This window comes from Brevibacterium renqingii (genome assembly GCF_017808105.1).
GTDB classification, from domain to species: domain Bacteria; phylum Actinomycetota; class Actinomycetes; order Actinomycetales; family Brevibacteriaceae; genus Brevibacterium; species Brevibacterium renqingii.
Genome location: NZ_JADBHF010000010.1, coordinates 70012 through 90078, shown reverse-complemented (window position 1 = coordinate 90078; position 20067 = coordinate 70012). Strand labels below are relative to the sequence as shown.

General features: G+C 67.3%; 14 protein-coding genes and 1 tRNA gene. 12 read left to right on the top strand and 3 right to left on the bottom strand.

Going from position 1 to position 20067, the window contains the following annotated elements; translation table 11 throughout:
* From IHE57_RS11660 to IHE57_RS11615, 10 genes are all read left to right on the top strand, one after another.
* The gene (locus tag IHE57_RS11660; protein ID WP_209373157.1) at positions 1-609 is read left to right on the top strand and encodes a Trp biosynthesis-associated membrane protein; all 609 of its coding nucleotides are present in this window, start codon (positions 1-3) and stop codon (positions 607-609) included.
* A 97-nt stretch (positions 610-706) separates the two neighbouring features.
* Positions 707-976, top strand: coding sequence for an HGxxPAAW family protein (locus IHE57_RS11655; RefSeq protein ID WP_209324830.1), 270 nt, complete (start codon positions 707-709; stop codon positions 974-976).
* Complete coding sequence (trpC, locus tag IHE57_RS11650; RefSeq protein ID WP_209373155.1) at positions 973-1770, top strand: indole-3-glycerol phosphate synthase TrpC; 798 nt, start codon at positions 973-975, stop codon at positions 1768-1770. The genes IHE57_RS11655 and trpC overlap by 4 nt, the downstream gene beginning before the upstream one ends.
* Positions 1771-1890: 120 nt before the next feature.
* Positions 1891-3105: a tryptophan synthase subunit beta gene (trpB, locus tag IHE57_RS11645; RefSeq protein ID WP_209324832.1), complete on the top strand. Its 1215-nt coding sequence runs from the start codon at positions 1891-1893 to the stop codon at positions 3103-3105.
* On the top strand, positions 3102-3893 hold the full coding sequence (trpA, locus tag IHE57_RS11640; protein ID WP_209373153.1) for a tryptophan synthase subunit alpha: 792 nt from the start codon (positions 3102-3104) through the stop codon (positions 3891-3893). Before trpB ends, trpA begins: the two co-directional genes overlap by 4 nt.
* Positions 3890-4999, top strand: coding sequence for a prolipoprotein diacylglyceryl transferase (locus IHE57_RS11635; protein WP_209373151.1), 1110 nt, complete (start codon positions 3890-3892; stop codon positions 4997-4999). The genes trpA and IHE57_RS11635 overlap by 4 nt, the downstream gene beginning before the upstream one ends.
* Positions 5000-5181: 182 nt before the next feature.
* Positions 5182-9882 carry a glutamate synthase large subunit gene (gene gltB, locus IHE57_RS11630; RefSeq protein ID WP_209373148.1) on the top strand — a complete coding sequence of 1567 codons (4701 nt, stop codon included), beginning with the start codon at positions 5182-5184 and terminating at the stop codon, positions 9880-9882.
* Complete coding sequence (locus IHE57_RS11625; protein WP_209373147.1) at positions 9875-11317, top strand: glutamate synthase subunit beta; 1443 nt, start codon at positions 9875-9877, stop codon at positions 11315-11317. The genes gltB and IHE57_RS11625 overlap by 8 nt, the downstream gene beginning before the upstream one ends.
* A 115-nt stretch (positions 11318-11432) precedes the next feature.
* Complete coding sequence (gene pyk / locus IHE57_RS11620) at positions 11433-12980, top strand: pyruvate kinase (protein ID WP_209373145.1); 1548 nt, start codon at positions 11433-11435, stop codon at positions 12978-12980.
* A 179-nt stretch (positions 12981-13159) separates the two neighbouring features.
* Complete coding sequence (locus tag IHE57_RS11615) at positions 13160-14569, top strand: dicarboxylate/amino acid:cation symporter (RefSeq protein ID WP_209373143.1); 1410 nt, start codon at positions 13160-13162, stop codon at positions 14567-14569.
* Between the two features lie 407 nt (positions 14570-14976).
* On the opposite strand, the gene IHE57_RS11610 is transcribed toward IHE57_RS11615, so the two are convergent.
* Positions 14977-15058 (bottom strand) — tRNA-Leu (locus tag IHE57_RS11610).
* Between the two features lie 189 nt (positions 15059-15247).
* Here IHE57_RS11610 and IHE57_RS11605 point away from each other — a divergent pair.
* Positions 15248-15868 carry an ANTAR domain-containing response regulator gene (locus tag IHE57_RS11605; protein WP_425491447.1) on the top strand — a complete coding sequence of 207 codons (621 nt, stop codon included), beginning with the start codon at positions 15248-15250 and terminating at the stop codon, positions 15866-15868.
* 127 nt (positions 15869-15995) lie between these two features.
* Here IHE57_RS11605 and IHE57_RS11600 read toward each other — a convergent pair whose 3' ends face one another.
* Positions 15996-16454, bottom strand: coding sequence for a PaaI family thioesterase (locus IHE57_RS11600; RefSeq protein ID WP_209373141.1), 459 nt, complete (start codon positions 16452-16454; stop codon positions 15996-15998).
* Between the two features lie 42 nt (positions 16455-16496).
* Between IHE57_RS11600 and polA the strand changes: the two genes are divergently transcribed.
* Positions 16497-19157: a DNA polymerase I gene (polA, locus tag IHE57_RS11595; RefSeq protein WP_209373133.1), complete on the top strand. Its 2661-nt coding sequence runs from the start codon at positions 16497-16499 to the stop codon at positions 19155-19157.
* Between the two features lie 19 nt (positions 19158-19176).
* Here the strand turns inward: polA and IHE57_RS11590 are convergent, their stop codons facing one another.
* The gene (locus tag IHE57_RS11590) at positions 19177-20016 is read right to left on the bottom strand and encodes a class I SAM-dependent methyltransferase (RefSeq protein WP_209373131.1); all 840 of its coding nucleotides are present in this window, start codon (positions 20014-20016) and stop codon (positions 19177-19179) included.
* Positions 20017-20067 lie beyond the last annotated feature (51 nt).

The window sequence follows — 20067 nt, the reverse complement described above, 5'->3', positions numbered from 1 at the left end:
ATGTCGAAGTCACGCGGAGTCCTCATCGTCCTCGTCATCGCCGCCGGCCTGTGGGCGCTGACGATCTCGTCCTGGCAGGCCGGTGCCGTGGGAGACACCCTCGGGCCCAGCGGTGTGGCCACCGTCGCCGAGGACCCGAGCTCGCAGGCCTCTCCCGTCGCCACCGCCTGCGTGGCCATCATCGCGGTGACCGGCCTGCTGGCCGCAATGCTCGGCCGGGCCGGACGCTTCGTCGTGCTCGGACTCGCGGGGATCGCAGCCGTCGGCTACGGCATCACCGCGCTCTTCGCCGCCTCGGCCCCCGGAGCGACCGCCTGGCCGATCATCGCGGCCGTCGCCGCAGGCATCGGAACCATCGGAATCGTCTGGGTCGCGACCGCCTCGGCGGGGTGGACGAACTCGAACCGGTACGCTCGCAGCGCCGAAGCCGCCGAAGGAGAGTTCGATTCGGCTGCGACCTGGGACGCGCTCTCCCGCGGCGAGGAGATCGCCGACGGTCCCGGCTCTGAGACGGAGACCGGCCATGTGACGGGGTCCGGCGCACAGTCGCACGTCGACGCGGACGACGCCGAGACCGGCATCGATGCGGACGACCCGGATTCGAAATGACCTTGTGACCGGGTCGGTGTCCGGTCAGCCCACGAAGCGTGACACAATGGAGGAAAGTTTCCACACGCGTGCCACGCCTGTCACTCTAAGGAGCGCCATGTCGCAGTCCCTCGCCCGCAACGGGGCCACAGATCTCGACAAATCCACGATCGACTACGCAGCGATCGCCGATCCCGGCCACGGCAACTCGGTGGCGGGGTGGACCGGTGTCATCATCATGCTCATCGGCGTCTCCGTCGGCTGTGTCGGCTTCACGATCCACAATGCGATGATCACCTACATCTCCATCGGCATCGTCGCTCTCGGCGTCGTCGTCGGCCTCATCCTGCGCGCAGTCGGACTGGGCAACAAGCCGAAGACCAAATGACGGTACTGGCCGAGATCATCTCCGGCGTGCGTGAGGATCTGCAGGCACGCCGGAGGGACCTTCCGCTCCCGGAGATCATCGCCCGAGCCGAGGCGGCCGAACCCGTCCGCCCCTTCGCTCTCCACGCCGACTTCGGAGTCATCGCCGAGGTCAAACGGAAGTCGCCGTCTCGCGGCGACCTTGCCCACATCCCCGATCCGGGCACACTGGCCGGCCTCTACGCCGCCGGCGGTGCTCACGCCATCAGCGTCCTCACCGAGTCCCGCCGCTTCTCCGGCAGCCTCGACGACTTCGATGCGGTCCGGGCCGCCGTCGACGTCCCGGTCCTGCGCAAGGACTTCATGGTCGACGAATACCAGTTCCATGAGGCTCGTGCCCACGGCGCCGACATCGTCCTGCTCATCGTGGCCGCCCTCGATCCCGTGCAGCTGGGTGAGTTCCACGCTCTGGCGAAGGAACTGGGCATGACCGCGCTCGTCGAGACCCACAGCCGTGAAGAGCTGGAGATCGCCGCCGACCTCGGCGCCGAACTCATCGGAGTCAACACGCGCAATCTCAAGGACCTCAGCGTCGACACCGACCGATTCGCGCCGCTGGCCGATCTGGCCCCGCAGGGATGCACCCTCGTCGCCGAATCGGGCGTCGCCGGTGCGGCGGAGGTCACGAAGTACGCGGATGCCGGAGCCGACCTCGTGCTGGTCGGCGAGGCCCTCGTCACCGGGGGCCGACCGCAGGCCGCGGTCGAGGAATACACAGCCATCGGCCGGGAGCGCCGCCGGCTGTCCGCATCCTGAACCCTGACCCCGCCCCTCGCCCGAGGTGACCGACCATGGGCGAGGAGTGCACCCATCCGGCCGTCTGACGGGAGCGAGGTCGCACCTCACCCGACGACGTTGAGATCGAGAAGGACCGCAATGAACGATGTGAGCCAGGAGACCGGGCCGTATTTCGGCGAGTTCGGAGGCAGATTCATCCCCGAAGCGCTGATCCCGGCGCTCGACGAGATCGAGGAGACCTGGCGCAAATCCCAGGTCGATCCCGCCTTCACCGACGAACTCCTCGAGCTGCAGCGCAGCTACATCGGCAGGCCCTCGCTGCTCACCGAGGCCACTCGCTTCGCCGAGCACTGCGGCGGCGCTCGTGTGTTCCTCAAGCGCGAGGACCTCAACCACACGGGCAGCCACAAGATCAACAACGCCGTGGCCCAGGCACTGCTGGCCAAGCGCATGGGCAAGTCCCGTCTGATCGCCGAGACCGGCGCCGGTCAGCACGGGGTCGCCACCGCGACGGCTGCGGCTCTGCTGGACATGGAGTGCGTCGTCTACATGGGCGAGGAGGACACTCAGCGTCAGGCTCTCAACGTCGCGCGCATGCGTCTGCTCGGCGCCACGGTAAATGCGGTGACCAATGGCACCCGCACGCTCAAGGATGCGATGAACGAAGCCATGCGGGACTGGGTGGCCAACGTCGACGCCACCCACTACGTCATCGGCACCGTCGCCGGACCGCACCCGTTCCCGGCGATGGTCCGCTCCTTCCAGAACGTCATCGGCATCGAGGCCCGCGAACAGATCATCGAGGCGGCCGGGCGTCTGCCCGACGCCGTCTGCGCCTGCGTCGGAGGAGGATCGAACGCGATGGGCATCTTCGCCGCTTTCCTCGCCGATGCCGACGTCAGGATCTTCGGCTTCGAGGCCGGGGGAGAGGGAATCGACTCCGGCCGTCACGCGGCCCGCTTCTCCGGCGGGCGGCCCGGCGTCCTCCACGGGTCCGCCACGTACATCCTGCAGGACGAGGACGGCCAGACTCGCGGCTCGCACTCGGTTTCGGCCGGCCTCGACTACCCGTCGGTGGGTCCCGAGCACTCCCACCTCCACGACATCGAACGGGTCACCTACGAACCCGTCGTCGACGAGGACGCGATGGAGGCCATGCGCCTGCTCTCGCGCACCGAAGGGATCATTCCCGCGATCGAATCGGCACATGCTCTGGCCGGTGCCATGCGCGTCGGCCGCGAACTCGGTCCCGACGCAGTTCTGCTCGTCAATCTCTCCGGCCGCGGCGACAAGGACATGACGACCGCCGCCAAATGGTTCGACTACCTCGACGAAGGAGCTGTGCAGGTATGACAGCAGCAGGTCCCCGCACGGGCACGACTCTCACCGCCGTCGCCGAGGCCGGTCGCAAGGCCGCCCTCATCGGCTACCTTCCCGTCGGCTTCCCCTCGGTCGAGGGATCGATCGAGGCCATGGTCGAACTCGTGAAGTCCGGCGTCGACATCGTCGAGGTCGGAATGCCCTATTCCGACCCGGGCATGGACGGCCCGGTCATCCAGCGAGCCGCGGAACGGGCGCTCGAGGGCGGAGTTAGGACCAGGGACGTGCTCACCGCCGTCTCCGCCATCGCCGAGGCGGGCGGCACGGCCGTGGTCATGAGCTACTGGAACCTCATCGTCCAATACGGCATCGCCGACTTCGCCCGCGATCTCGACTCCGCCGGCGGGGCCGGGATCATCACCCCCGACCTCATCCCGGACGAAGCCGATCCCTGGTTGGCCGCCTCGGACGACTACGACCTCGACAGGATCTTCCTGGCCGCACCCTCGTCCACACCCGAGCGCATCGCACGCATCGTCGCCCAGACGCGCGGATTCGTCTATGCCGCGTCCACCATGGGCGTGACCGGAGTCCGGGCCGAGGTCGACAACCACGCACGTGACCTCGTCTCCCGACTCAGAGAGGCCGGCGCTCAGCGGGCCTGTGTCGGACTCGGAGTCTCCACGCGCGCCCAGGCCGCAGAGGTCGCCGACTACGCCGACGGCGTCATCGTCGGATCCGCGCTGGTCAAGTCCCTCGACACCGATGGGGTGCGCGGGCTCGGCGAACTCGCTGCCGAACTCGCAGAAGGATGTGCATGAGCTTCAGCCCGGCATGGGCCCTGTTCGTCATCCTCGGCATCGGCCTAGCCCTGTGGATGACGGCGATCCAATGGCGAGCACGCGGTGGTCACAAGGGCGACCTGTGGGCGATCACGGTGGTCACGGTCCCAGCAGCCGTGGTCGGGGGTCGTCTCGGTCATGTGCTGCTGTCGCTGGACACCTATTTCGGACCCGGCATCAGCCCGCTGCGGGCGCTGGCCGTCTGGGACGGCGGATTCAGCTTCTGGGGCGCGCTGCTCGTCGGGTTGGTCACCGCCGTGCTGCTCACGCGATATCAGGGAATCCGCATCCTGCCCTTCCTCGATGCGGTCGCTCCCGGCCTCATCCTCGGTCAGGTGGCCGGAGCCTGGGGCGACTGGTTCGACGGCAGGGTCAACCTGCCGTCCATTATCGTCGAATCGGCATGGAACCTGTTCGGCTGCATCGCCCTCATCATCATCTCGAAGCGGCTGCGTCTGGGCTACGGGCAGGTCTTCGCCCTCTACCTGTGCCTCTTCGGGCTCGGCCGAGTCATGCTGGAGGCGCTGCGCATCGGCACCCCGGCGGCGGCACACGCTCGTGAGGTGCTGGGCCTCTCGCTCAATGTGTGGACCGCTGCACTGACCCTGTTCGTCGGGTTCGTCTGGCTGATCGTCTCGCGGCTGCGTCACCGGACGCAGGAGCGCGGCGTCTACGTCCATCAGGCCCGCACCCTGATCCGACGTCGCGATCGCGGCAAGCACACATACGAAGTCAACGCGCCGATGACGGGATCCATACCGTATGTCGTCGAGACGGGGACCGGCACGAACGTTCGGCGGCCGGCAGATCGGTCCACGCAGGACCCGACGGCCGCGGACACCGGTGCCGGCCATCCGTCCATCGCGCGTCAGGAAGCCGCACGAGCGGCCGGGGCGGCGCAGCCGCCCGCTCCCGACGACGAGGAAGCGATCGCCCTCCGAGGTGCGCACAGCTTCGGATTCTTCGGTGCGGTGACCTCCGCGATCTCCATCGTGCCCGATGTCCGCGGCCGGACGGGTGTCCAGCCCGGAGCCCGGGTGGAGGCGCCGTCTTCGGGACAGGAGCCCTCAAGTCCCGAGCGCTGAGACGAATAGGTTCACAGTTCGAGCCTTTCCGATCGTTCAGCGCAGGCAGCGGTTCGTGTAGATTGAGATTCCGCCTGTGAGGGACGTCTCACAGGTGAGTCCTCGGAACTCTTCCGATGACACGTCCGAACCGCAGAGGACAGCGCCGTCTTTTCGGAAGCACCGCACCGGGAAGGCAGCTGATGGCACAGAAGAATCGCACGACTCCGAAATCCTCGTCCCCGCCCGGCCGCGCAGGCCTCTACGATCCGGCCCTCGAACACGATGCGTGCGGTCTCGCCCTCATCGTCCGCTATCGCGGACCGGCCGACCACGAGGTCGTCGACCAGGCTCTGACCGCTCTGCGCAGGCTCGAGCACCGAGGCGGCATCGGCTCGGACGAAGGCACCGGCGACGGAGCGGGCATCACGCTCCAGATCCCCCACGACTACTTCTGCCGAGTGCTGAGCGAACAGGGAGTCGAACTCCCGGCTGTCGGCGAGTACGCGACAGGGATCGGCTTCTTCTCCCAGGACTATCGTCGTGACCTCATCGGCACAACCGCGGCCGTGACCGCCGATGCCGCCTGCGGACTGCCCGAACCGGGCACCGACGATGGGGACGCCGAAGAGGACACCGTCCGCCGGATCGCCGCCGAAGAGGGGCTGAACGTGCTCGCCGTGCGCGATGTGCCGCACGACGAGAGCGTGCTCGGCGAGATCGCGCGCTCGACGCAGCCCCGGATGCGCCAGGTCTTCTTCGTCCTCGACGCCGACTATCCGGCCGAAGACGCCGAGGACCTCCGTCGCCGCGCCTACATCATCCGGAAGCGGCTCGATGCCGAGGGCATCTACTTCCCCTCGCTGTCACCGGCGACGATCACCTACAAAGGCATGCTCTCGACCGGGCAGCTGTCCGGCTTCTACACCGAACTGAACGACGAACGCCTGACCTCGCGGATCGCGCTCGTCCACTCGCGGTTCTCGACGAACACCTTCCCCTCCTGGCAGCTCGCGCAGCCCTTCGGCACGATCGCCCACAACGGTGAGATCAACACCGTGCGCGGCAACCGGAACTGGATGCAGGCCCGCGAGTCCCAACTCGACTCCGAGCTGCTCTCCTCACCGGTGCCGACGACCTCGAACAGCCTCGAGCGGGTGTGCCCTATCGTGCCTCCGGGTGCGTCCGACTCGGCCTCCTTCAACGCCGTACTCGAACTCTTAGTCGCCGCCGGCCGCTCGCTGCCGCAGGCGATGCTCATGATGATCCCCGAAGCCTGGGAGAACAATCCGGGCATGGGCGAATCCCGCAGAGCATTCTACGAATACCACTCCCTGCTCATGGAGCCCTGGGACGGACCCGCCTGCGTGGCCTTCACCGACGGGCGCCTGGCCGGTGCCGTGCTCGACCGCAACGGTCTGCGCCCCGCCCGCTATGTGATGACGAACGACACGGTCGTGCTCGCCAGCGAGGTCGGCGTGGTCGACGTCGACGAAGCCGAGATCGTCGCCCGAGGACGCCTGACCCCGGGACGGATGTTCCTCGTCGACACCGAGACCGAGCGGATCATCTCCGACACCGAGATCAAGAATCGGCTCTCCGCTCAACACCCCTACGCGGACTGGGTGAAGCAGAGCTCGAAGCGCCTCGAGGAGCTGCCCACCCGCGTGCACGTCAGCCACCCGCAGGCCTCGGTGCGCCGCCGGCAGCGGACATTCGGCTACACCGAGGAGGAGCTGCGCCTCCTCATCGCCCCGATGGCCGAGACAGGCGCCGAACCCCTCGGGGCGATGGGCACCGACACCGCGATCGCAGGCCTGTCCGCACGGCCCCGTCTGCTCTTCGACTACTTCCACCAGAATTTCGCGCAGGTGACGAACCCGCCGCTCGACTCGCTCCGCGAACACATCGTGACCAGTATGGCCGCCGGACTCGGACGGGAGGGCAACCTCCTCGAACACGGCCGGACCGACTCCGCGCACATCATTCTGGACCGCCCGGTCATCGACAACGACGAACTCGCCGCCATCGCCCACATCCGCGGCGACCACCTCGGCACGGCGGCCCCGCGAGCGACGGTGACCCTGTCCGGGCTCTACTCCGTCAACGCCGGAGCCGATGCCATGGAGGAACGGATCGAGGCGCTGTGCGCCGAGGCGAGCGCCGCCGTCGCCGCAGGCGTCGTGTTCATCGTGGTCAGCGACCGTGAGTCCACAGCCGATCTCGCGCCGATCCCCTCCCTCCTGCTCACCTCCGCCCTCCACCACCATCTCGTGCGTCAGCGCACGCGGACCCGGGTGAGCATCGTCGTCGAGGCCGGAGACGTCCGCGAGGTCCACCATGCGGCCACGCTCGTGGCGTTCGGCGCCTCCGCGGTCAACCCCTATCTGCTCATGGAGTCCGCCGAAGAGCTCGTGCGGGCCGACCGGATCCGCGGGATCACCGAGACCGCGGCGGTTGCGAACGTGCTCACCGCGCTCAACAAAGGCATGCTCAAGATCATGTCGAAGATGGGCATCTCGACAGTGCGGTCCTACCACGGAGCGCAGACCTTCGAGGCGGTCGGACTGGCCGCCGAACTCGTCGACCGCCACTTCACCTCGACGCCGCATCAGCTCGGCGGCAAGACCATCGCAGACATCGCCGCGGACAACTCGGCCAGGCACGCCGATGCCTACCGCGACGACCATCCGAAGCCGGCCCACCGGCCGCTGCGCGGCGGCGGGGAATACCAATGGCGCCGGGAGGGCCCGGGCCACCTGTTCAGCCCGGAGACGATCTTCAAGCTCCAGCACGCGACGGCGACGAAGCGCTTCGACATCTTCTCCGAGTACACGGCGGCGATCGACGAGCAGTCGCGGGAGCTGATGACCCTGCGCGGTCTGTTCGAACTCGTGCCCGGAGACTCGGGTCCGATCGACATCTCCGAGGTCGAACCGGCCGAAGCGATCATGCGCCGTTTCTCGACCGGGGCGATGAGCTACGGCTCGATCTCACGCGAGGCTCACGAGACGCTGGCGATCGCGATGAATCGGATCGGCGGGAAGTCGAACACCGGCGAGGGCGGGGAAGACGCCGACCGGCTGGTCGACCCCGAGCGGCGTTCGGCGATCAAGCAGATCGCCTCCGGACGCTTCGGGGTGACCAGCCACTACCTCACCGAAGCCGACGATCTGCAGATCAAGATGGCGCAGGGAGCAAAACCCGGGGAAGGCGGACAGCTTCCGGGGGAGAAGGTCTACCCCTGGATCGCGAAGACCCGTCACGCGACCCCCGGAGTGGGCCTGATCTCTCCGCCGCCGCACCACGACATCTACTCGATCGAGGATCTCGCCCAGCTGATCCACGACCTCGGCCGGGCCAACGCCCGAGCCCGGGTCCACGTCAAACTCGTCTCCGCGATCGGTGTGGGCACCGTCGCGGCGGGGGTGGCGAAGGCCGGAGCCGACGTCGTCCTCATCTCCGGTCATGACGGCGGCACGGGAGCGAGCCCGCTCGGCTCGCTCAAGCATGCCGGAACCCCATGGGAGCTGGGCTTGGCCGAGGCGCAGCAGACGCTCGTGCTCAACGGTCTCCGCGATCGAGTGAGCGTCCAGGTCGACGGTCAGCTCAAGACCGGTCGCGACGTCATCATCGCCGCTCTGCTCGGCGCCGAGGAATTCGGGTTCGCGACCACCGCGCTCGTCGTCTCCGGCTGCATCATGATGCGCGTCTGCCACAAGGACACCTGTCCCGTCGGGATCGCCACCCAGAACCCGGTGCTGCGCGAGCGCTACCGAGGCCAGGCCGATCACGTCGTGAACTTCTTCACCTTCATCGCCGAGGAAGTGCGCGGCCACCTCGCGCAACTGGGCTTCCGCACCCTCGACGAGGCGATCGGGGCCGTGGAGCGTCTGCGCATCGATGTGGAACGGGCCGCCGCCACCGGCCTCCACCTCGATCTCCAGTCGATCCTCACCGTCCCCGCCGACCCCTCGGGGTCGACGACCGGAGCGCGCAAAGGCTCCGGTCCGGTGACCCGCGACTTCGCCGGAGAGCTCGATCCCCGGCTGCTCGAACAGGCCGGCGAGGCGATCGCCACCGGCAGGCCGGTGACGATCAGTTCGAGGATCGAGAACACCGACCGATCGGTCGGCACGCTGCTCGGCCATCACGTCACCCGGTCGCACGCCGCACGCGGACTGCCCGAGGACACGATCCGCCTCGAACTGGGCGGCACGGCCGGCCAGTCGCTCGGCGCCTACCTGCCCAAGGGTGTGAGCATCTGCCTGTCCGGAGACGCCAATGACTACGTCGGCAAGGGCCTGTCCGGCGGCATCATCAGCGTCCGTCCCGGCGAGCTCAGCCGGACCCGACCCGAACACGACGTGATCGCCGGCAATGTGATCGGCTACGGAGCCACCTCGGGCAGGCTCTTCGTCTCCGGCCAGGTGGGGGAGCGGTTCCTGGTCCGCAACTCGGGTGCCGAGGCCGTCGTCGAAGGGATCGGCGACCACGGCCTGGAGTACATGACCGGGGGCGTGGCCGTCATCCTCGGCGGAACCGGAAGGAACTTCGCAGCCGGCATGTCCGGCGGAACCGCCTACGTCCTCGACTTCAATCCTGTCCGGCTCAATCCCGACGAGCGCGCGGCCGGCGTGTTCCGGTTCACCGGAGTCGGCGTCGACGACATGACGGTCCTCGAGCGCCTCCTCGGCGAACACCTCGCCCGGACGGGCTCGCCTCTGGCGGACGAACTCCTCGAGGGGCTCCACCGCGGCGAGGACGTCCTCTCCCGCTTCACGAAGATCATTCCCGTCGCCTACCAAGCCGTCCGCGACATCCAGGCCGATCTCGCCGCCGCCGGGCACGAGCCGGACTCCGAGGCCGTCTGGAACACCATTCTGGAGGTCACCCATGGCTGATCCGCACGGATTCCTCACCGTCACCGACCGTGAGCTGCCGAAGCGGCGACCCGTTCCGATCCGGCTGATGGACTTTCGCGAGGTCCACGAAGAAGGCGATCCCGAGCAGCTGCGCCGCCAGGCGTCTCGCTGCATGGACTGCGGTGTGCCCTTCTGCCATCAGGGGTGCCCCCTGGGCAATCTCATCCCGGAATTCAACGACGCGATGCACCGCGGCGAGCTCTCGCGCGCCGTGGAACTCCTGCACGCGACGAACAACTTCCCGGAATTCACCGGCCGGGCCTGTCCGGCCCCGTGTGAGAGCGCTTGTGTGCTCGGCATCAACCAACCGCCGGTGACGATCAAACAGGTCGAGGTCAGCATCGTCGACCAGGGATTCGCCGCGGGCCTCATCGCCCCGGAGATCCCTGACCGGATCTCCGGGCATACCGTGGCCGTCATCGGCTCCGGACCTGCGGGACTCGCCTGCGCCCAGCAGCTGACTCGGGCCGGACACACGGTCGTCGTCTACGAACGCGACGAGCGCCTGGGCGGGCTCCTGCGCTACGGGATCCCCGATTTCAAACTCGAGAAGCACCACATCGACCGCCGGCTCGAACAGATGCGGGCCGAGGGCACACGCTTCGAGACCGCGGTCGAGATCGGCGCGGAACTCACGCTCGAGGACGTCCGAGCTCGCTTCGACGCCGTCGTCGTGTGCACCGGTGCGACGGTGCCGCGGGACATGCCCGTGCCCGGACGGGAACTCGCAGGCGTCGAATTCGCCATGGACTACCTCGTGCCCTCGAACAGGGCTCAGGCGGGTGAGGACTCCGTTCCGGGTATCGACGCGGCGGGCAGACATGTCATCATCATCGGCGGCGGCGACACGGGCGCCGACTGCCTCGGCACGGCCCTGCGACAGAAAGCCGCCTCGGTGACGACCCTGGCGATCGGGGACAAGCCTCCCACCGAACGCAGCGAGAGCGATCCCTGGCCGACGGTTCCGCGGATCTTCGAGGTCCAGACCTCGCACGAGGAGGGAGGCGTCCGGCGCTACCTGGCCTCGACCACGGGTTTCGTCGGCGACCGGAACTCAGCGGTCCGCGGCATCGAGGTATCCGAGACGCAGTTCCTCGACGGACGCCGGATCCCGACCCCGGGCACAGAACACGTGCTCGACGCCGATCTCGTCCTGCTGGCCCTCGGCTTCTCCGGCCCCGAATCCGAAGCGCTCGGCCTCGACCTCGATGAGTCAGGAGCCTTCTGCCGCGACGACTCCTTTCAGACCGCGACCGCCGGTGTCTTCGTCGCCGGAGACGCCGGCCGCGGCCAGTCGCTCATTGTCTGGGGGATCGCGGAGGGACGTGCCGCGGCCGCCGAGGTCGACCGGTACCTCACCGGATCGACGCGGCTGCCTGCCCCCGTCACCCCGCGTGACATCGGGTTCAAGTAAGATGAAAAATGTCGAACATTGAGACACTGGCACACTGAGGTGCCGGCAGCCGAACGAGAACGCATCCCGGCGGACGAGTCGAAGCCGTCGTCGCGATGCAGGTAGGGTGGAGTGCATGAGGCGTGCAAAGATAGTCGCAACTTTAGGTCCGAACCAGAATTCCTACGAAGAGATCCGCGCACTCGTCGATGAAGGAGTCGACGTCGCGCGATTCAACCTCAGCCACGGAACCCGAGACGAACACGAGGAGAAGTTCGCATGGGTCCGACAGGCGGCCCTCGACACCGGACGGGCGGTCGCCGTGCTGCTCGACCTGCAGGGGCCGAAGATCCGCGTGGGCACCTTCGCCAACGGCAAGGAGGAGCTCACCGAAGGATCCGCCTTCACGATCACCAGCCGTGATGTGTCCGGCACCGCCGAAATCGTGAGCACAACGCTTCCGACCCTGGCCGAGGACGTCTCCGTCGGCGATCCGCTGCTCATCGACGACGGGCGCCTGCGCCTGCGCGCCACCGAGGTCACCGACACCGAGGTGGTCACCGAGGTGGAGATCGGCGGAACCATCTCCAACCACAAGGGCATCAACCTGCCCGGCGTGCCGGTGTCCGTCCCGGCCCTGTCGGAGAAGGACATCGACGACCTCAAGTGGGGGCTGCAGCTCGGCTTCGACTGGGTCGCGCTGTCCTTCGTCCGCAGCCCGGAGGACATGGACGATGTGCGCGCCGTCATGGACGAGGTCGGGATCACCGCGCCCGTCATCGCCAAGCTCGAGAAGCCTCAGGCCGTCGACCGGCTCGATGAGGTCATCGACGCATTCGACGGCATCATGGTCGCCCGGGGAGACCTCGGAGTCGAGCTGCCGCTCGAGCAGGTCCCGATCGTGCAGAAGCGCGCTGTCGAGATCGCGCGTCAGCAGGCGAAGCCGGTCATCGTGGCCACGCAGATGCTCGAGACCATGATCGAAGCTTCGCGCCCCACCCGGGCCGAGGCCAGTGACTGCGCGAACGCCGTCCTCGACGGCGCCGATGCGCTCATGCTCTCCGGGGAGACGTCGGTCGGCGCCCACTGGATCGAGGCGATCCGGACGATGAGTCGGATCATCGGCTCCACCGAGGAGCACGGTCTCGACCGGATTCCGCCGCTGGGCACTGTGCCGCATACGAAGGGCGGAGCGGTGACCGCGGCTGCCGTACAGATTGCTCAGCAACTCGACATCGACTTGCTGTGCACGTTCTCACAGACCGGTGATTCGGTGCGCCGGATGTCGCGTCTGCGCCCGGCTTGGCCGATCCTCGGCTTCACCCCCGACGCGCAGGTCCGCCATCAGCTGGCCCTGACCTGGGGAGTGCGGCCGTATCTCGTCAAGCCGGTGCGGCACACCGACCAGATGGCCAGGCAGGTCGACGCGGTCCTGCTCGCCGACGGCACCGCTCGCGAAGGGGACCAGAGCATCCTCGTGGCCGGTTCTCCTCCTGGGATCCCCGGCTCGACGAACGCCCTGCGCATCCATTCCATCGGGGATGCCGCCAAGGGCGTCACGGCCGCCTACCAGGACGCCTCGGACTCCGAGGAGGATCCGCTGGCCGGATACGGGGTCGTTCCCGAATCCCCGATCACCCGTGAGGTCCCGATCGTCCGGGAGGGCGGCTCGCCCCGGCACTGAGCCCGCGAGAGTCGACGATGCCGGCGGCGTCCGATCCGAATCAGGGTCGGGCGCCGCCGGTTTGCGCATGCGGCGCAGCTCACACGGATTTGCGGAATTTCCAGAATTGCTCAACAGTTGTTCCTGTCGAACACTCCCCGCAGCAGAACGCGGGAAGGAACAGCTAGGAGAGTTATCACATGAGACTGCCCGCATGGAGCAAGTCATTCGGAGTGCAGGTGACCATCGCACTCATCGCCGGTGTCATCCTCGGGCTCATCGCGCGGTCATGGGGTCCGGTCAGCGGAACCGAAGACAACTGGCTCGGGCAGACGCTCGACACCATCGGATCGTCCTATGTGACTCTCCTCAAGGCCGCTGTGGTCCCACTGGTCATCACCGCGATCATCGCGAGCATCGGCAATCTGCGCAAGGTCACCAATGCCGCCCGACTCGCCGTGTCGACCCTGCTGTGGTTCGCGCTCACCGCCCTCATCGCCGTGCTCATCGGCCTCATCCTCGGCGTCGTCATCCAACCGGGCGCGCACGCCGATGCCACCTCACTGAGCGGATCCGCTCCGGATTCGCAGGGCAGCTGGATCGGTTTCCTCACCGGGCTGGTGCCGGTGAACTTCCTCGGACTCGAAGTGGCCACCTCGGCCGATGAAGCCGGAGGACTGAGCTCCGAAGTCGACTTCAACATCCTCCAGCTCATCATCGTCTCGGGTGCCATCGGCATCGCCGCCGTCAAGGTCGGCAAGGCCGCGGAACCGTTCCTCGAGTTCACCGAGGCGGCCCTGGCCGTGGTGCAGAAGGTCGTGTGGTGGATCGTGCGCATCGCCCCGATCGGCACCCTGGGCCTGATCGGCAATGCGGTGAACTCCTACGGCTGGTCGACGATGGGTTCGCTGCTGTGGTTCGTCGTGGCCGTCTACGTGGGACTGGCCATCGTGTTCTTCGGCGTCTATCCGGCACTGGCCAAGGCCAATGGTCTCTCGGTCCGGCAGTACTTCTCCGGTGTGTGGCCCGCCACTCAGATGGGATTCGTCTCCCGGTCCTCGATCGGGACGATGCCCGTGACGCAGAAGGTCGCGACCGACAACTTCGGTGTGCCGCAGAGCTATGCGGCCTTCGCCGTGCCCTTCGGCTCGACGACGAAGATGGACGGCTGCGCCGCGATCTATCCGGCCATCGCCGCGGTGTTCGTCGCGCAGTTCTTCGGCGTCGACCTCTCACTCATCCAGTACCTGCTCATCATCTTCGTCGCGGTCATCGGATCGGCGGCGACGGCGGGCACCACCGGCGCCACCGTGATGCTCACGCTCACGCTGTCGACTCTGGGCCTGCCTCTCGAGGGCGTCGGCCTGCTGCTGGCGATCGAGCCGATCGTCGACATGGGCCGGACAGCGCTCAACGTCTCAGGTCAGGCGCTCATCCCGGCCATCGTGGCCAAGCGGCATGAGATCCTGGATGTCGAACGCTTTGATGCGCAGCGCATCAACGGCTACGTTCCGGTCGAGGAGGAGGCCGAGACCGAGGAGGCGATCGCCGCAGAAGGCGCCGCACGCGAACCCGTCGGCGAAGCCGCCGTCGGCCGGATGCGCGACTGAGTCGGAGCCCGGGTCGAACGCGACCCGGTGACAGCCGGGCCGGCATGAGCGTCTCGTTCATGCCGGTCAGCGTGTCTGACACCCGCGGTCTGCGCGGTGAGGACGACCGGACTGTCGGGATCTGCGGCTCCCTCGCCTGTGCTCCTGCGAGCCGCCGCCCAGTCGAGCACTGTTTGTGGTCAGCGCACCGAGGAAATGGCCGCGATTCGGCGGATTCTCCTCGGTTCCGTGACCACAGACGGCGCAGGGAGCGTGCAGGAACCCCGCGGGCGCGAGGGGCGGAGGAGTGCTGAGGGCTGCGGGCGCGAGAAACGGGGGAAGTGCTGAGTGCTGCGGGAAAGCGGCGCGGGGCTCGCCGCGAAGACGACTGAGCCGCGACCTGGTCGAGGCCGCGGCTCAGGGTTCCGTACCGGATGCGGGACTCGAACCCGCACGTCTTTCGACAATGCATTTTGAGTGCACCGCGTCTACCGATTCCGCCAATCCGGCTCGCACCGGCGCCCGTTCGAAGGCCGCCACGCGACGTGGATGATTCTACTGCCAGGCGTCTGGGATTGCACAATCCGTCGAGCGGCAGCAGTGCGCCGGTGGCCGTGGTCACCGCTGGTGGCCACCCTCACAGAAGAAACTTTCCCGCCCGCTGGTCAGGAGGAGCCGGGCCTGGTCTAGACTGGTGCCGTGCTTTCAAACAGCGAACAGTCAACTGCAGATGAGTCCGTGCCGGTCCGCCGCGTCGTCGTGGCCGAAGACGAGGCAGTGATTCGTCTCGATATCGTAGAAATGCTGCGCGAGGTCGGCTACGACGTCGTCGGCGAGGCCGCCGACGGTGAGTCCGCCATCCGCCTGGCCGAGGAGCTCCGTCCCGATCTCGTCGTCATGGACATCAAGATGCCGATCCTCGACGGCATCTCCGCGGCCGAGCGCATCGCCCGCGCCCGCATCGCCCCGGTCGTGCTGCTCACCGCGTTCTCGCAGAAGGAACTCGTCGAGCGCGCCCGTGACGCCGGTGCGATGGCCTATGTGGTCAAGCCGTTCACCTCGGCCGATCTCATTCCGGCGCTCGAGATCGCGCTCTCGCGCCATGCGGAGATCAGCTCCCTCGAATCTGAGATCTCCGATCTCACCGAGCGCTTCGAGACCCGCAAGCTCGTCGAACGCGCCAAGAGCCTGCTGCAGACCTCGATGGGCCTGAGCGAGCCCGAGGCCTTCCGCTGGATCCAGAAGACCTCCATGGATCGCCGACTGACCATGCGCGAGGTCGCCGAGACCGTTCTCAATCAGATCGGCTCGAAGAAGTAGCCCACCCCACGTCCGTCGAGGGCCCTGACTGCTCAGCAGTCGGGGCCCTCCTTCGTCGGCTGGCGCCGCGCGTCCACCATCGTGGTCGGTCGGCCGCCGCAGCCGTCGCCGGTGCCTCGGCCGCCGGCTACTTCGCCTCGGTCCTGAGGATCATATTCGTGATCCGCACGATCGAGAGCAGGCGCTCCGACGCATCCGTCATCCTCACTTCGTGCGAGACGATCGTGCGTCCCTGGTGGAGCACCTCGGCGCGGCCGGTGACGACACCCTCACGAGCCGCACGCAGATGCGTGGCGTTGAGGTCGACGCCGACGACGCCCTTCCCGCCCGCGAGCAGGTAGGAATGCATCGAGGCCAACGACTCGGCGAGCACGACATGAGCCCCGCCGTGGAAGAGTCCCATCGGCTGAGTATTGCCCTGCACAGGAGCGGTGGCGGTGAGATGACCGTGACCGAGCTCAACGAACTCGATGCCCATCTTCCCCGCCAGGTCGCCGCCCGCTCCCGGTGAGCGCAGCTGCTCGAGCAGCCGCTCGATCTGGTCGGCGGGCGTGTGCGAGGTCAGGGAAACTTCGGGACGCAGCATCGGTTCTCCTTCGAGTCAGGTTCGAACGCTAGGCTATGCCATGTGAGTCACTCAAACGAATCCCTCCTGCTCATCGACGGACACTCCCTTGCCTACCGGGCCTTTCACGCCCTCCCGGTGGAGAACTTCTCCACCAGCACGGGGCAGACGACGAACGCCATCTACGGCTTCATCTCGATGCTCATCAACGTCCTCCGCGACGAAGCACCGAGCCATGTGGCGGTCGCCTTCGACCTCGGTCGGCAGACGTTCCGCCTCGAGGAGTATGCCGAATACAAGGCCGGTCGGGCCAAGACCCCGCCTGAGTTCCACTCCCAGATCGACCTCATCAAGGACATCGTGCTGGCCATGGGCATCACGGTCGTGACGAAGGAGGGGTTCGAAGCCGATGACGCATTGGCGACCATGACGCGCATCGGCACCGAAGCCGGCGCAGCCGTGGCAGTGATGAGCGGGGACAAGGACTCCTTCCAACTCGCATCCGAAACGGTGACGATCCTCTATCCCAAGCGCGGAGTCAGCGACCTCAACCGGATGACGCCCGCGGCCATCGAGGAGAAGTACGGCGTCAGTCCCGCGAACTACCGGGGGCTGGCAGCGCTCGTCGGTGAGAAGGCCGACAACCTGCCCGGAGTCCCCGGCGTGGGGGACAAGACCGCGGCGAAGTGGATCGCCGCTCACGGGGACCTGCGCGGGGTCCTCGACAACGCCGATTCGATCGGCGGGAAGGTCGGGCAGAAGCTGCGCGACCACCTCGCCGAGGTGGAGCGGAACTTCCGTCTCAACCGTCTCCTCGACGACGTCGACCTCGGGCTGAGCTTCGACGATCTCGGCTGGGGCGAGGGCGATCCCGCAGAACTGTCCAGCCTGTTCGACCAGCTCGAGTTCCAAGCCCTGGGCAAGCGACTGGCCGCCATCTTCCCGGACGCCGCCGAGACCGAAGACATGCCGGCCCGCGAAACCGCTGTCGAGTCCGTCGGCGTCGACACATTGCTGGCGAACATCGCCGACCACGACGTGCTGGCGCTCGACTCCGACGCGCGGTTCGAGCTCGGCCACGGCGACGCGCGAGTCCTCGCGGTCTCCGCCGAACCCGCTCAGGCCTGGGTCGTCGACCTCGCCGAGGCGAGCGAAGCATCGATCATCGAGCTCGGCGCCGCCCTGGCCCGACGCTCGCTCATCCTCCACAGTGCGAAGCTGCAGATCAAGGCCTGGGAATCGATCGGCCTCTCAGTGACCGACATCGGCGGGGACACAGCACTCGCCGCCTACCTCCTCGTTCCCGACGCCCGCTCCTACGAACTCGGACAGATCGCCTCCGAACGCGCCGGAATCGACCTCGGCGAACCCGCGGCCGATTCGGGGCAACTCGCGCTCGACCTCGACTCCGATGCGACCGTGAGCACGCACGGGCAGCGCGCCGCAGCGCTGCTCGAAGTCCACGATGTGCTGGCGAAGGCCGTCGAGGATGCGAACATGACCCGGGTCTACCGCGAGATCGAACTGCCGCTCGTGCCGGTGCTCGCTCGAATGGAGCTCAGAGGCATCGCCGTCGACGAGGACGGCCTGTCCGGCCTCATCGGGGAATTCACCCGGCAGGCCGAGGCCAGCGCACAGCAGGCTTACGAGGCGATCGGCCATGAGGTCAACCTCGGATCGCCGAAACAGCTGCAGGCCGTGCTCTTCGACGAACTCGATATGCCCAAGACGAAGCGCACGAAGACGGGTTACACGACCGACGCCGATGCGCTGGCCGAACTCTTCGTCAAGACCGAACACCCCTTCCTCCAGCACCTCCTGGCGTACCGGGACTCGACGAAGCTCAAGCAGACCGTCGTCGGACTGCTCAAGACCGTCGCCGACGACGGTCGCATCCACACGACCTACCAGCAGACGGTCGCCGCCACCGGTCGGCTGTCCTCGCTCGACCCGAACCTGCAGAACATTCCCGTCCGCACCGAATCCGGTCGTCGCATCCGAGAGATCTTCATCGCCGATCCCGGCGTCACAGGAGGTCGCCTGCTCACAGCCGACTACTCGCAGATCGAGATGCGCATCATGGCGCATCTGTCCGGCGATGCCGCACTCATCCAGGCATTCAAGGACGGCGAGGACCTGCACTCCTACGTCGGGTCGAAGGTGTTCGGCGTCGGCATCGACGAGGTGGACTCCGAGATGCGTTCGAAGGTCAAGGCGATGTCGTATGGCCTCGTCTACGGACTGTCCGCCTACGGGCTCTCCAGACAGCTGGCGATCGGTGTCGACGAGGCCAAGGGTCTCATGGAGCAGTACTTCGAACGCTTCGGTGCGGTCAAGGACTATCTCGACGAGATCGTCGAGCAGGCCCGGGCGAACGGATACACGGAGACCATCATGGGACGTCGGCGCTACCTGCCGGCTCTGCACAGCGATCGACGACAGCTGCGGGACATGGCCGAGCGGGCGGCGCTCAACGCTCCGATCCAGGGTTCGGCCGCGGACATCATGAAGATCGCGATGCTCAAGGTCGCCGACCGCCTCGAGAGTCTGCGCTCCCCGATGCTCCTGCAGGTCCATGACGAGATCATCGTCGACCTCCACCCGGAGGAAGTCGACGAGGTGACGGCGATCGTCACCGAGGAGATGGGGTCGGCCTTCGAACTCGACGTGCCGCTCGACGTCAACGTCGGCACCGGAATCTCCTGGCACGCCGCCGCCCACTGAGCGGAGCGCCGGCGAGTCCTCAGTCCTTGTGCAGCGTGGTCGAGAAGATCACAGTGCCCGGCATGAGGGCTCCGCGCAGCGGCGACCACCCGCCCCAGGCGGTGTGGTTGCCCTCGGGCCATTCGGGTTCGGTCACCGAGTCGATGGTGAATCCGGCGCTCACGAGCAGGCGGACCCAGTCGCTCATCGTCCGATGGTGTTCGGCGTAGACGGGCTGACCGGCCGATGACAGTTCGACGTACGGGGTGCGGTCGAAGTACGAGTACTCCACCGTCAGGCCGGCCTCGCCGGGCACATCCGGGAACATCCAGCGAATCGGATGCGTGGTCGAGAAGACCCAGTGCCCTCCGGGACGCACGACACGGGCGACCTCGGCGAACACCACCTCGGCGTCCTTGACGAAGGGGAGTGCGCCGTAGGAGGAGAAGGCGACATCGAAGCTGTTCGACGCGAACGGCAGCTGGCGGGCATCGGCGAGGAGGAACGTCGGGGGAGTGGCCGCGGAGCTCAGGGGATGCTCCCGCTGCAGGCGTGATGCCTGTTCGAGCATTCCGGCCGAGACATCGACGCCGGTGGTGATGGCGCCCTGCTCGGCGAGCCACCGGGAGCACTGGCCGGCACCGCAGCCGACCTCGAGGACCTGCCGGCGGTCGACATCGCCGAGGAGGCGGACGTCGGACTCGTGAATTCCCTCCGGACACCAGATGAAATCCGAGGCTCCGAGGAACGTGCCGTGCTCGGCCAGGTACTCCTCTGCGGAATTGTCCCAATAGCTGCGATTGGCCCGGACAGAGGCCTCTTCGTCGATCGGCAGATACCCGCCGCTGATGACCTCGGCTCCGTCGGTTCCCTCGCTCATCGTTCCTCCGTAGCCGCGGGTGCTGAAAAATCGGATCCTCGGCGTGCATTC